Genomic DNA, 13,599 nt, shown 5'->3' with positions numbered 1-13,599 from the left:
TTAGTTTGATTGTCATATGTTTAAGAACATAAACAGTAACAGAAACTGTTATATTAAGACTTATATCTGTAAATAATGTAACGGATTAATGTTGAAGTTTCCATTGTTAGTTGTTGACTGGATTGAAAATAAGCTTATACCAAATTTTTTCAATCCTAGTCAACCTTGTCGGGGCGGGACTACGAATTCATTATGAATTCTGTCCCGCTCAGTATTTTTCTAGGAATTCTGTCCCAGACTGTTTTACCAGAATCTATGCTTAACTTATCCTTGTTTCAGTCTTTAATCAATAGGAAATATTTTAGATAAAATAAATAACATTTGTATTTACACAACATATTTTCTCTATATAAATTTTAATAAAATTAGGTTGACATTGATAATCGTTATCAATACACTATATAATGTAAATACTATAATTAAGGAGTGACATGGAATGAAGGCTTGGAAATACATAAGTATCATTGGGCTACTGTTTTTATTAGTAACTGCTGCTGCTTGTGGCAATGTCAGTGATAATGGATCAAGTAGTTCTAATAAAAAATCGTCTTCAAAAGATACGATTGAAGTTAAAACAGAACAAGGGAATGTCAAGGTTCCTAAAGATGCAAAACGTGTAGTAGTCCTAGAATACTCATTCATTGACGCACTTGCTGCTTTAGATGTTAAACCGGTGGGTGTGGCAGATGATAACAAACCAAATCGCATAATCAAACCATTACGTGATAAAATCAAAGGCTATACATCAGTAGGGACACGTAAACAGCCTAATTTAGAAGAAATTAGTAAAACAAAACCCGATGTAATTATTGCTGATAGTCAGCGTCATAAAGGTATTTATAAAGAATTAAATAAAATTGCACCAACAGTGATGTTGAAAAGCTTTGATGGGGACTATAAAGAAAACATAAACGCTTATAAAACGATTGCCAAAGCATTGAATAAAGAAAAACAAGGTCAAAAACGCTTAGACAAACATAATAAATTAATGGCAGAATATAAAAAGCAAATCAAATTTGACAAAAATGAAAAAGTATTACCTGCTGTTGCATCTAAATCAGGTTTACTAGCACACCCTAGTAGCTCATATGTTGGACAACTTTTAGGTGAGTTAGGTTTCAAAGAAGCACTAAATGATGATGTAACGAAAGGTTTAAGTAAATATTTACAAGGACCATATTTGAAATTAAATTCAGAAACACTTGCAGATGTTAATCCACAAAGAATGTTTATCATGACAGATAAAGCAAGTCCAGAAGAACCATCATATAAAGAATTCCAAAAAGATCCAGTCTGGAAAAAATTAGATGCAGTTAAACATAATCGTGTTGATGTTGTAGATAGAGACTTATGGGCACGTGCACGTGGTTTAATTTCTTCAGAACAAATGGCGAAAGAAATTGTAGATTTATCAACGAAAGAGCAAAAGTAAGGTGGTAAGGAAAGACTATGACAAAACTATCTAGTCAATCCGCTATCGAAAAACAAAACAAGAAACGCACTATGCTCACCTATGTGGTGAGCTTGTGCTTTCTTTTTATTTGTATCTACTTTAATTTAGCGGTTGGATCATCCAAAATACATTTTCACGATGTGATAGATTATTTTTTTACGACACATGAATCAAGAGCTACATTTTTAATTCATAATGTAAGAATGCCTCGAATGATTGGGGGCTTAATTATAGGTGGTGCATTGGCACTCGCAGGTTTGCTAATGCAGGCAATGACTAGAAATCCGCTAGCTTCACCTCAAATTTTCGGCGTGAACGCAGGCGCTTCATTTGTTGTTGTATTAGTAACAGTATTAGTGCCTTCATTAGGAAATTTTGCGACACCATTAGCATTTTTAGGCGCATTTTTAGGTGGTTTAACGGTATATGTTTTATCCGGATCGACACGTCAAATCACACCCGTTAAACTAGCGCTTGCTGGAATGGCAATTCATCTCTTTTTTAGCAGCTTAACGCAAGGTATCATTTTATTAAATGAAGATTCAAACGATACAGTAATGTTTTGGCTTGTAGGTTCATTAAATGGTTTAAAATGGACGCAATTATTGGCAGTTGTTCCATGGATTATTGTTGCGGTGGTTGTTACATTGATGATTAGTAGACAGCTTAGTATTATGGAGCTAGGAGATGACATCGCCAAAGGATTGGGTCAAAAAACACAGTTAGTTCGCATTATAGCTGGTTTATTAATCGTTGTACTTGCAGGTACGTCTGTGTCTATTGTTGGGCCAATCGGATTTATCGGATTAATTGTACCTCATATTGTTAAACACTATGTAGGACAAAATTATTCAGTATTAATTCCTTTAACGTTTATCATTAGTGCCGATTTATTACTGCTTTCCGATGTACTAAGTAGACTTATTACATTTCCATTTGAGTCTCCAGTAGGTATTGTGACGTCGTTTGTCGGCGCTATATACTTCCTATTATTTACGTTAAAAGGGGTGAAAAGAATTGACTAAAAAAGTACTAATTCGACGTTATACTATTGTGCTGATTGTGCTATTGATTGCATTTGTCAGTAGCTTATGTGTCGGTTCTACTATGTTTTCACCCATTTATGCGTTAAAACATATGTTCACTTTTGATGACTTTATTTTAAATGAATATCGTATTCCAAGAACATTATTAGGTTTACTCGTTGGCTGCAGTCTAGCGATTTCAGGTGCGATAATTCAAGGTGTAGTTAGAAATCCGTTAGCATCTCCAGATGTTATCGGTATCTCTAAAGGTGCAAGTTTAGCTGCGGTTATACTTATAATGGTTTTTCCATCAGCACCCTTGTTTTTATTACCAGTGGGTTCATTTATCGGTGCGCTATGTATTAGTTTGATTTTGTCTATTCTCATATCTAGATTTAATGTAAAAGGGTCTAGTTTAGCACTTATTGGATTAGCAATTGGTGCGATTTGTACAGCAATTGTACAGTTTCTACTAATACGAAATCCTATGGATGCAAATAATGCTTTATTATGGCTAACTGGTAGCTTATATGGGCATACGATTGAAAATGTATTGGCGATTTTTCCATGGTTTATCATTGCAATTCCACTGATTTTAATTTTAAGTTATCAACTTGATATTTTAAATTTGGGAGATCAGTTGGCAATCGCATTAGGTGCCAAAGTAAAAGGTTTAAAAATGACATTACTGATATTATCTGTAGTTCTTGCAGGTGCATCGATTTCAGTAGTGGGTGGTATTAGTTTTCTAGGATTAATTGCACCGCATATTGCGCGTTCAATTGTCGGACAACGCTATTTGCATATTGTTTTGATGTCTGGTCTTATAGGTGCAGCACTTATTTTATTCAGTGATGCTTTAGCCAGAGGCATACATCCACCTTTAGATATCCCAGTAGGTGTCATAATAGCAATTATTGGCGTGCCATATTTCCTATTTTTATTGAAAAAATTATAATCACTTAAGAGATTGAAATAGTATTTAGCAATTTGTAATATCTAATGTTTAACATTTATGGATGTAACAATTTGTGACATATTATTTCAATCTTTTTTTAGGTATTGAAGATTTAGGTAAAATAAGATATAGTTTATTAATACGAAAAATTTCATAAAAATGCATTTACAAAAATTATTAATTGCTTTATGGGGATTGTTTAGACTCTAAATGCAAAATGAATGTATATAGTAGACACAATATATAAATAGAAAAGGTGTTTAAATGGAAGGTTATTCGAAGAAAGAAATTATTAGAGGTCGCGCAAAGTTTATTGTGATGTCCATCATAGGTATCATTTTATTTTTAATTCCAGTACCAGTTGTACAAGATGGTCAAAAAACCACAACGTTACCGGTTGCTTATTTAGCAGGCGCACTTAAATCTCTTTTAGGAGAGGCCATGCCGCTAATCATCTTGTTTATTGTTACGCTTTCTGGGATATTATCTATTTTATGTTCTACATTCTATAAGAATAAATTGAATCCAGAAGGGTTAATGTACAGTGCTTTTAATGTTAAATGGGGCTGGCTTATATTAAGAGTATTAGCAGTATGTTTTGTCTGGATGACTTATTTTAAATTTGGCTCTCATGTGATTTATTCAAATGAAACAGGTGGATTAATATTTTCCGATTTATTACCTACATTGGTTGCAGTTTTTTTCTTTGCAGCATTATTTTTACCATTTTTAATGGACTATGGCTTGTTAGAATTTTTAGGGCCTGTGTTTAGACCGGTCATGAGACCATTGTTTACTTTACCTGGTCGTTCAACAGTAGATAACTTGGCCTCATTTATTGGAGATGGTACTGTGGGAGTGCTCATTACCAGTAAACAATATGAAAAAGGTATTTACTCAAAAAGAGAGGCAACTGTAATTTCAACAACGTTTAGTGTTGTTTCTATTACATTTGCAATTGTTATAGCTGGAACGGTTGGCATGGAATCTAGGTTCTTATTATTTTATTCATCTGTCATACTTTCATGTTTAATTGCAGCTGTTATTATGCCAAGAATTTGGCCGTTAAACACAATTCCAGATGAATATGCTAAAGATACGAACGGTTCAATTCATGATGAAGATTTGCCAGAGGGTAAAAGTGCTTTAGGCTATGGCTTAGAAGAAGCGACGAAAGTAGGTTTAAACGCGCCTGGTTTTATTAATTTTTTCAAATCTGGCTTTAAAACGGTTATTGATATGTGGTTTGTTGTACTTCCGGTAGTTATGGCAATCGGAACAATAGCGACTATAATTGCTAATTACACACCAGTATTTGAATTTATTGGAAAACCATTTATTCCATTATTAAATATTTTACAAATTCCGGAAGCTGCTGCAGCATCACAAACCTTGATAATTGGTTTCGCGGATATGTTTTTACCTTCAATATTAATTCAAGGTGCTCATAGTGAAATAACTCGATTTGTCGTAGGTGCTTTAAGTATTTCTCAACTTATCTATTTATCTGAGGTTGGCGGTGTTATTTTAGGTTCTAAAATACCAGTAAGTGTAGGGAAGTTATTTATGATTTTCTTAATAAGAACATTGATTACGTTACCAATTATTTCTTTAATGGCACATTTATTTTTGTAATAAAATGAGTTATAAAAATTGTAAAAGCATACGTAAAAAAGCTGATAAGGCTTTAACTACGTATGCTTTTTTTATGAATGGATGTTATTTATTAAATTAACGTAAAATGAGGGGAGCGGAACAGAATTCATTATGAATTCGTAGCCCCGCCCCGCTAACTGCTGCCATATAGTTCATAGTCTAAAACATAATGATGTCTCAGACTGCTCTAAATGCTTCTATGCTAATTTATAAAATGTTATTTTGTAAGTTCGTTATAAACTTTTTGATCGTTATGTGTATAAATAATATATTCGTGATCGTTAGTATCTATAATAACGCGATTTGTTTTACCGAATGTAGATCCAATGCGAGAAATATTTTTCTCATCTAATTCAGGAACAGCATGTATATCTTGGTCTTGTGAAATGTTTTTAATATCTTGTGTTGGAATTTTAATATCTGCAACACGCCATTGAATTCTAACTTCATTATTATCTTTTTTTACTGTCATTGCCATTATAGAACACTTCCTTTTAACAATTTGTAATTTAATAATAATGCAAATTGCAATCGTTTTCAAGTATTTATGTGATACTTTTTTAAATTTGTGACATACTAATTATTTGAGCGAAAGTATGTTCGCTTTTAGGGTCAAATTATGCTATTATATTTGAAAGAAAAGGGAGTGTGAACTATGACGGGAAAGACACATGCATCGTGTGGTCTTTTAGTAGGAGCATGGACAACACAGTATTATCAAACAGATATATTTACTACTGTTACTGTCATGTGTTTAGCTACAATGGCAAGTTTATTGCCAGATATATGCCATATGAGAAGTAAAATTGGAAGAAGATTAAAATTAATAAGTTTTATAATAAGATTACTTTTTGGTCATCGCACTTTCACACACTCGCTTATATTCGTTTTTTTAATTGCATCTGCGCTTGTCTTAATTCATAGTCCATTGTATTATTTAGTTTCAATTATCGGGGGATTGCTATCTCATGTTATACTAGATATGTTAACACCTAGAGGAGTTCAATTATTTTATCCACTTCCTCAGAATATTCACTTTCCAATTACCGTGAAAACAGGGGGATGGATGGATTTATCACTGGCTACTGCGTTAACAGTCGGTGCAGCATATACTTTATTTCAACCCGCATTTGAGGATTTTTTCTTTTATATAGGAAAATACTTTGCATGAGCTAGGGACATCATTATGTTTTAAGTTATGAACTAAATCTTGGTAGTAGTTGACTAAGATTGAAAATACGCTAATACTAAGCTTTTTTCAATGCAAGTCAATCTTGCCAGGGCAGCACAACATATTCATAATGGATTCTGTTCCGCTTCCAAAGCGTTTTATATTATGATGTGATTTGAAATGAATATAAATTATTATTGACAATGTTGTAATCAATAGCAGCATTTGATATGTAATTTACATAAGGAGCGTATTAGCATTTTGGATAAAAATAAACTTGAAAAATATAATCAAGCACATTTATGTGAATATGAAAAATTAATGAGTAATAATGAAAAAGAGCAATTAGAGGAGAAGGTTGATTCATTAGATTTGGCTGAAATACAAGCATTATATCAAGATCTATATGTTAATCGACGACAAATAGATGATATTAATGATATTTCAGAGATTAATTATGTAAATCAAGCAGCTATGAATGATAAAGATAAACATGCATATGAGCAAAAAGGTATAGAAGCAATAAGAAATGGTGAGTTTGCGGTATTATTAATGGCTGGGGGACAAGGCACAAGGTTAGGTTATCAAGGTCCTAAAGGTTCTTTTGAAATTAAAGGAATAAGTCTATTTGAATTGCAAGCACGTCAATTATTGAAATTACAACATCAAACTGGACATTTAATTCACTGGTATATCATGACAAGTGATATTAATCATGAGGCTACAGTTACATATTTTGAAGATCATCAATTCTTTGGTTTTAATGCTGAAAATGTCCATTTCTTCAAACAAGACAACATGGTAGCGTTGAGTGAGCAAGGTCAGCTGGTTCTTAATAAACAAGGCTATATCATGGAAACACCAAATGGTAATGGTGGGGTGTTTAAATCACTGAAAAAAGCCGGGTATTTAGATCAGATGATGGATAATGGCGTTAAATATATTTTCTTAAATAATATAGATAATGTATTAGTGAAAGTACTTGATCCGCTATTTGCTGGTTTCACTGTTGTGCACGATTTAGACATAACAACTAAATCTATTCAGCCTAAGCAAGGCGAAAGTGTTGGACGTTTAGTTAATAAGGATTGTAAAGATACCGTGCTAGAATATTCAGAGTTAGATGAGCAATTGGCAAATAAGCTTAATAATGCCAATATTGGTATACATGCATTTAAACTTGCTTTTATTAATCAAGCTGTTAACTATGATTTACCTTATCATTTAGCTATTAAAAATTTAAAACAGTTAGATGAAGATTTTGGTATAGTTGAAAAGCCAACGCTTAAATTCGAATTATTTTATTTTGATATATTCCGTTATGCAACAAGCTTTATCACGTTACAAGTTGAACGCGATGAAGAGTTTTCACCGTTGAAGAATAAAGAAGGTAAAGATAGTGTAGCTACAGCGACAGCTGATTTAGAACGAATGAATATTATTTCATAGGACGGTGATATAGAGATGCCTCACATATCAATTAAGAAGTCAAAGGATTCAGTAGTAGAAAGTTTTAAAGACATTATCCCACTAACATTTGGAGAAGAAATAGGTAATGCTGTTTCGCACGGAGTTGCAGCATTTTTGACGTTGCTTATCTTACCTTATGCAGCAGTGCATAGTTATAATGATGGTGGCGCACTACAGTCTTTAAGTGTTTCAATTTTTGTTATTAGCATTTTCTTAATGTTTATATCATCAACCATTTATCACACAATGAAAAATAATAGTATTCATAAATATGTGTTGAGGATTATCGACCATAGTATGATTTATGTTGCAATATCAGGGACGTATACGCCAGTTCTTTTACATGTTGTAGGAGGATGGATTGGCTGGGCCGTATTCACTTTATTATGGGGAACAACCATCTGGGGTATTCTATACAAATCAATTGCGACCCGTGTTAATCCTAAATTAAGCTTAATCGTATATCTTGTAATGGGATGGGTAGGCGTCATTTTTCTTCCTATCATTTTAATGAGAACATCGCTTTGGTTTATTTTATTTATATTTCTAGGTGGAGTTGCGTATTCTATTGGCGCCTGGTTTTATGCTCAAAAGAATAGAAATTATTTTCATATGATATGGCATCTATTTATTGTACTTGCGTCACTTTTCCATTTAATTGCTATCCTCTATTTTATGTAATAAATAATATAAATTAACAGATTGGTGGTCTTAGCATATAGGCCATCAGTCTTATTTTTTATATTTTTAAGAAGATAATTAAGCAGTGATATATACTTTAATTACAAACATTGATAATATATATAGGCAATATTTTGAAAGAAAGGGAGGTATCTAATATGAGATTAAAATCAATTGGTGTGGTTGTTGCCCTGATTTTAACAATGTTTATGGCTGCAATTGAAACTTCGATTATTTCTTTAGCCATGCCTACTATAAGAGAAGACCTCCATGCTGGAAACAATATATCATTAGTTTTTACAATATATTTTGTTGCTCTTGTAATAGCCAATCCTATTGTTGGAGAATTGCTGACTAGATATAAAATTATATACATAGCTGCAACAGGATTATTTTTATTTGGTCTTGGAAGTTTAATGTCTGGCCTTAGTCCAACATTTGCATTTTTAATTACGTCAAGAGCTATTCAAGGACTTGGTGCAGGGGTAATGATGTCGTTAACTCAAATTGTGCCAAAATTAGCATTTGAAATTCCTCTAAGATATAAAATTATGGGTATAGTTGGTAGTGTTTGGGGTGTCTCTAGTATTATTGGCCCTGTACTTGGGGGAGGCATTTTAGAATTTGCAACATGGCATTGGCTATTTTTTATTAATATACCTATTGCTATCATTGCTATTATACTTGTCTTTATAACTTACCACTTTCCTAATGAACAGGAAGTTAAAGCGTCTAACTTTGATGTTAAAGGCATTACATTATTTTATATATTTATTTTGTTATTAATGATAGGACTACTTTATCAACATATGATAGTAATAAATATTATAAGTATTCTATTAGCTGTCATTGTATTGTTCGGTTTGTTTAAATTTGAAGCGCAAATAAAGCAACCTTTTTTACCTATTGTTGAATTTAATCGATCAATAACGTTAGTATTTATTACAGACTTTGTTATTGCACTTTCGCTCATGGGCTATAATTTATATATTCCAATCTATTTGCAAGATCATTTGGGATTATCTCCATTGCAAAGTGGTTTCATCATATTTCCTTTATCTGTAGCTTGGATTATTTTGAATTTTAATTTGGCTAAAATTGAAAATTTATGTAGTAGAAAAATGCTGTATATTGGAGCGTTTACAGTGCTACTTGTTGCGAGTATAATTATCTATTTAAATTTAGATTTACCATTGCTCATTGCGACTGCGGTGATTTTTGCTGGTTTAAGCTTTGGATTTGTTTATACAAAGGATAGTGTAATCGTGCAAGAAGAAACAAGTCCTATATATATGAAAAAAATGATGTCATTTTATGCTCTGACTAAAAACTTGGGCTCCTCAGTAGGTTCTTCTTTGATGGGGTACTTATATGCAACGACACATGGATTGTTTGGAGCAAATTTACAGAACATTTTAGGAAGTATTGTTATATTAATGATTATTTTAATGATTTCATGGTCATGGACGTATAAAGAACAGCATGATTAATTTTCATCTGACCGTTTATCTATTATGATAGGCGGTCTTTCCATATCAATAGCTACTAAATAGTGTTAAAATACTATTGTATAATTTTAGGAGGAGGCAGAAAGAATGAAACGATTTAATAACAACATATTAGTAACATTATTAGTTTTTGCTGTCTTTGTTGTCTCCGGAGCAGTATTTTTAACTTTCTTAGGGTTTGGGCTGTTTGGTTTAAGTCGTTTGCTCATATACTTTCATCTAGGAAGTTTTGATTATGATAAAAGTTTCATAGACAATTTAATATATTATGGTAGCTACATTGTTTTTGGTTATTTTATCTTTTTTGCTATAGAACATTTAATGGACTATTTTAGAAAAAAATTACCAGAAAATGATTATTTTAATGGTGGTACCTTTCATCTCATATCATATGTAGTAACAACCATTCTTTTTTACTTTGTCATTCATATTAACTACGCATATATTAAAATAGATTTTTGGGTAATTATGCTCATTATTGGCTTTTTATATATGTGTAAAATTGTCTTTTATCCTGATAGTGAAAATTTAAATAGAAATCAACGTAACTCATAATGTGAGCAAAACCCTTGTTTAATAAGACAGAAATTGGAAAAATAATTAAATAGTTTACTTTGATGAAAGGAAGTAATATGGTGGCTGAATCGATATCTAAGCATAAACGAAATATCATTGTAGCAGTAATGTTACTTAGTGCATTCATCGCGATTCTTAACCAAACACTGTTAAATACTGCACTTCCTCACATTATGCGAGAGTTAAATATCAGTGAAAATATAGCACAATGGCTTGTAACGGGGTTTATGCTAGTTAATGGGACAATGATTCCACTGACTGCATACTTGATGGATAGAGTTAAAAGTAAGACTTTATTCATTGCCTCTATGGGAACATTTTTATTAGGTTCTATTATTGCAGCAATTGCACCTAATTTTGCAGTGCTTATGATCGCCCGAGTAGTTCAAGCTATGGGAGCCGGCGTTATCATGCCTTTGATGCAATTCACCTTATTTTCTTTATTTTCAAAAGAAAAAAGAGGTTTTGCCATGGGTTTAGCTGGCTTAGTCATTCAAATGGCACCTGCGATAGGGCCTGCATTTTCGGGATTAATCATCGATAATACGAGTTGGCGTGTGCCATTCATAATAGTTGTGGCTATTTCAGCTGTTATTTTTATTTTCGGATGTAGCGCTTTAACGAGTTATAATGACATTAAATATACGATGTTGGATAAGCGTTCTGTGATATATTCAACACTTGGTTTTGGATTGATATTATATGCATTTAGTAGTGCGGGCAACTTAGGATTTACTAATTTATTAGTCGTAGTTTCATTTGTAATTGGTCTCACGATTGTAGGTATCTTTATTTATAGACAGCTACACATCGATAATCCTATTTTAAACTTGCGCGTATTTAAAAGTAGAGTTTTTACATTTAGTACGATTACTTCTATGATTTTAATGATGACGAATGTCGGTCCTGCATTACTTATTCCATTATATGTGCAAAATAGTTTAGGATTGTCTGCGTTTTTATCAGGTATGGTCATTATGCCTGGCGCAATATTAAATGGTATATTATCTATATTTACTGGAAAGTTTTATGATAAATATGGTCTTAAACCACTCGTTTATACTGGATTTATTCTACTCATACTAGCTACGTTACCATTATGTTTCTTGCAGTATGATTCATCTTATATGTTTCTAGTTATAATCTATGCGTTGAGATTAGTAGCAATCTCTTTACTAATGATGCCAATTAATACCACAGGGATTAACGTGCTCGACAATAAAGATATTTCGCACGGAACAGCTATTATGAATTTTGCACGCGTCATGGCTGGATCCCTGGGGACTGGACTAATGGTAACATTGATGAGTATTGGTGCTAAATGGATACAATCTTCTATTTCTCAAGAAACGAGTAAGGTAGTAGCTCAAAGACAAGCTGTGGCGGCAGGAGTAGATTTAGCATTTATGGTCGTAACTGCTTTCATTATCATTGCATTTATATGCTCATTTTTTATTCAAGAAAAGAAGACTACCAATAGCCGTAAATTATAAAATTTAGCAGTTTGCTCAGTGTAAAGGCTTGAGCTAACTGCTTTTTTTATAATTATAAAACGTTTATACTGAATTCGAATGTTAAAATAATACATAATGAATAGTATTAAAACAACTAAAAGGGGGATTAAAGTTGTTATCAGAAGAAAAAGTAAGCGCGCTCGTTGGTGCAATTAAAGATCCAATACTTAATGTGCCCTTGAGTGAAATCAACGGCATTAAAGAAATAAAAATAAAAGAAGAAATCGAACATGTCAGCGTGAAGGTTGCTATGGCTCAACTTGGTGGAAAAACACAATTAGATCTTCAGATGAAAATTGTCAACACATTGAAAGAAAATGGGGCAAATACAGTAGGAATAAGATTTGAACAATTACCGGACGAAATTGTAGAACAATATCGTGGAACTACTAAAGAGCAGCCTAATACAATTGAAGGCTTATTGTCAAAAGATAATCCAGTAGAATTTATTGCCATTGCTTCTGGTAAAGGTGGCGTAGGAAAATCAACCGTAGCTGTAAATCTCGCAGTTGCTTTAGCAAGAGAAGGAAAAAAAGTAGGTCTTGTTGATGCTGATATATATGGTTTTAGTGTCCCCGATATGATGGGAATTGATGAGAAACCGGGCATTGAAGGAAAGACAGTAATTCCAGTCGAAAGATATGGTGTGAAAGTTATCTCAATGGCATTTTTCGTTGAAGAAAATGCACCCGTTATTTGGCGCGGTCCGATGCTTGGAAAGATGCTAACGAATTTCTTTACTGAAGTAAAATGGGGAGAATTAGATTACTTGATTCTAGATTTACCTCCTGGCACCGGAGATGTTGCACTAGATGTCCATACGATGTTACCTTCAAGTAAGGAAATTATAGTAACGACACCACATCCAACTGCTGCATTTGTCGCTGCACGAGCTGGGGCAATGGCAAAGCATACGGAACATTCAATAATCGGTGTTATTGAAAATATGAGTTACTTTGAAAGTAAAGAAACAGGAAATAAAGAGTATGTCTTTGGTAAAGGCGGCGGCATGAAGTTAGCTGATGAACTTAATACACAATTATTAGGCGAATTGCCACTTGAACAGCCATCATGGAATCCTAAAGATTTTTCACCATCCATATATCAACCAGATGATAGACTAGGAAAAATTTATACGTCTATTGCACAAAAGGTGATTGCAAGTACTATAAAATAACGGTGATTATGTATCAATTAAGGTGCACTTTAATTTATTTTTATAAGTGCACCTTTTTCTATTGCATTATTTATAAAAGATGATAGAATATTCATTTGTGAGCTATAATACATCTAACTTTATGCACACATAATTATTTTAATTTATATCGATTTAATGATTGACTTATACAAACAGTCTTGATAAGATATAAAAGTCGTCGAAAAACAATTGTAAAGCAATTTTAAAGAAGATTGAAATGGTGTAAAACTTACCATTGAAAACCTTATAAAATTGAAATATAATAATTTAAGTAAACGACATAAAGCAATTGACTTTTGAAGTTATTGTAAGTATAATAAAAGAGATTGCTTTTAAAATGAACATTGAAAACTGAATGACAATATGTCAACGTTAATTCCAATAATGTA

General features: G+C 32.5%; 12 protein-coding genes. 11 read left to right on the top strand and 1 reads right to left on the bottom strand.

Annotated features, from left to right (window positions below):
- Positions 1 to 436: 436 nt before the first annotated feature.
- From CD041_RS06935 to CD041_RS06920, 4 genes are all read left to right on the top strand, one after another.
- Positions 437 to 1,432, top strand: coding sequence for an ABC transporter substrate-binding protein (locus CD041_RS06935; protein ID WP_012990779.1), 996 nt, complete (start codon positions 437 to 439; stop codon positions 1,430 to 1,432).
- 17 nt (positions 1,433 to 1,449) lie between these two features.
- Positions 1,450 to 2,478 (top strand): FecCD family ABC transporter permease, encoded by a 1,029-nt coding sequence (locus CD041_RS06930; RefSeq protein ID WP_070648197.1) that lies wholly within the window; start codon positions 1,450 to 1,452, stop codon positions 2,476 to 2,478.
- Complete coding sequence (locus CD041_RS06925; protein ID WP_037545058.1) at positions 2,471 to 3,436, top strand: FecCD family ABC transporter permease; 966 nt, start codon at positions 2,471 to 2,473, stop codon at positions 3,434 to 3,436. The genes CD041_RS06930 and CD041_RS06925 overlap by 8 nt, the downstream gene beginning before the upstream one ends.
- Before the next feature lie 264 nt (positions 3,437 to 3,700).
- Entirely contained in the window at positions 3,701 to 5,071 is a 1,371-nt protein-coding gene (locus CD041_RS06920; RefSeq protein ID WP_002478923.1) for a YjiH family protein, read from the top strand.
- A 238-nt stretch (positions 5,072 to 5,309) separates the two neighbouring features.
- Here the strand turns inward: CD041_RS06920 and CD041_RS06915 are convergent, their stop codons facing one another.
- Positions 5,310 to 5,570 carry a SunI/YnzG family protein gene (locus CD041_RS06915; RefSeq protein WP_002459987.1) on the bottom strand — a complete coding sequence of 87 codons (261 nt, stop codon included), beginning with the start codon at positions 5,568 to 5,570 and terminating at the stop codon, positions 5,310 to 5,312.
- Between the two features lie 177 nt (positions 5,571 to 5,747).
- Here CD041_RS06915 and CD041_RS06910 point away from each other — a divergent pair, with 177 nt between their 5' ends.
- The 7 genes from CD041_RS06910 to salA all read left to right on the top strand — a co-directional run bounded on the left by CD041_RS06910 (position 5,748) and on the right by salA (position 13,189).
- Entirely contained in the window at positions 5,748 to 6,263 is a 516-nt protein-coding gene (locus tag CD041_RS06910; protein WP_002478924.1) for a metal-dependent hydrolase, read from the top strand.
- A gap of 258 nt (positions 6,264 to 6,521) precedes the next feature.
- Entirely contained in the window at positions 6,522 to 7,712 is a 1,191-nt protein-coding gene (locus CD041_RS06905; protein WP_037540597.1) for a UTP--glucose-1-phosphate uridylyltransferase, read from the top strand.
- Between the two features lie 15 nt (positions 7,713 to 7,727).
- Positions 7,728 to 8,414: a PAQR family membrane homeostasis protein TrhA gene (gene trhA, locus CD041_RS06900; RefSeq protein ID WP_002459981.1), complete on the top strand. Its 687-nt coding sequence runs from the start codon at positions 7,728 to 7,730 to the stop codon at positions 8,412 to 8,414.
- A 158-nt stretch (positions 8,415 to 8,572) separates the two neighbouring features.
- Entirely contained in the window at positions 8,573 to 9,904 is a 1,332-nt protein-coding gene (gene sdrM, locus CD041_RS06895; RefSeq protein ID WP_002478926.1) for a multidrug efflux MFS transporter SdrM, read from the top strand.
- A gap of 105 nt (positions 9,905 to 10,009) precedes the next feature.
- The gene (locus tag CD041_RS06890) at positions 10,010 to 10,477 is read left to right on the top strand and encodes a SepA family multidrug efflux transporter (protein ID WP_002478927.1); all 468 of its coding nucleotides are present in this window, start codon (positions 10,010 to 10,012) and stop codon (positions 10,475 to 10,477) included.
- Positions 10,478 to 10,554: 77 nt separating this feature from the next.
- Positions 10,555 to 11,991 carry an MDR family MFS transporter gene (locus CD041_RS06885; RefSeq protein ID WP_002478928.1) on the top strand — a complete coding sequence of 479 codons (1,437 nt, stop codon included), beginning with the start codon at positions 10,555 to 10,557 and terminating at the stop codon, positions 11,989 to 11,991.
- A gap of 133 nt (positions 11,992 to 12,124) precedes the next feature.
- On the top strand, positions 12,125 to 13,189 hold the full coding sequence (salA, locus tag CD041_RS06880) for an iron-sulfur carrier protein/transcriptional regulator SalA (protein WP_002459975.1): 1,065 nt from the start codon (positions 12,125 to 12,127) through the stop codon (positions 13,187 to 13,189).
- Positions 13,190 to 13,599 lie beyond the last annotated feature (410 nt).

Source organism: Staphylococcus lugdunensis (assembly GCF_002901705.1).
Taxonomy (GTDB): Bacteria; Bacillota; Bacilli; order Staphylococcales; family Staphylococcaceae; genus Staphylococcus; species Staphylococcus lugdunensis.
The sequence above is the reverse complement of the archived record's forward strand: the minus strand, read 5'-3'. Positions and strand labels throughout refer to the sequence as shown.

Excerpts from the sequence above, each read along its gene's own strand:
- trhA (WP_002459981.1), top strand. The coding sequence starts at position 7,728 with ATGCCTCACATATCAATTAAGAAGTCAAAGGATTCAGTAGTAGAAAGT.
- CD041_RS06910 (WP_002478924.1), top strand. The coding sequence starts at position 5,748 with ATGACGGGAAAGACACATGCATCGTGTGGTCTTTTAGTAGGAGCATGG.
- sdrM (WP_002478926.1), top strand. The coding sequence starts at position 8,573 with ATGAGATTAAAATCAATTGGTGTGGTTGTTGCCCTGATTTTAACAATG.
- CD041_RS06920 (WP_002478923.1), top strand. The coding sequence starts at position 3,701 with ATGGAAGGTTATTCGAAGAAAGAAATTATTAGAGGTCGCGCAAAGTTT.
- CD041_RS06885 (WP_002478928.1), top strand. The coding sequence starts at position 10,555 with ATGGTGGCTGAATCGATATCTAAGCATAAACGAAATATCATTGTAGCA.
- CD041_RS06930 (WP_070648197.1), top strand. The coding sequence starts at position 1,450 with ATGACAAAACTATCTAGTCAATCCGCTATCGAAAAACAAAACAAGAAA.
- CD041_RS06935 (WP_012990779.1), top strand. The coding sequence starts at position 437 with ATGAAGGCTTGGAAATACATAAGTATCATTGGGCTACTGTTTTTATTA.
- CD041_RS06890 (WP_002478927.1), top strand. The coding sequence starts at position 10,010 with ATGAAACGATTTAATAACAACATATTAGTAACATTATTAGTTTTTGCT.
- CD041_RS06915 (WP_002459987.1), bottom strand. The coding sequence starts at position 5,570 with ATGGCAATGACAGTAAAAAAAGATAATAATGAAGTTAGAATTCAATGG.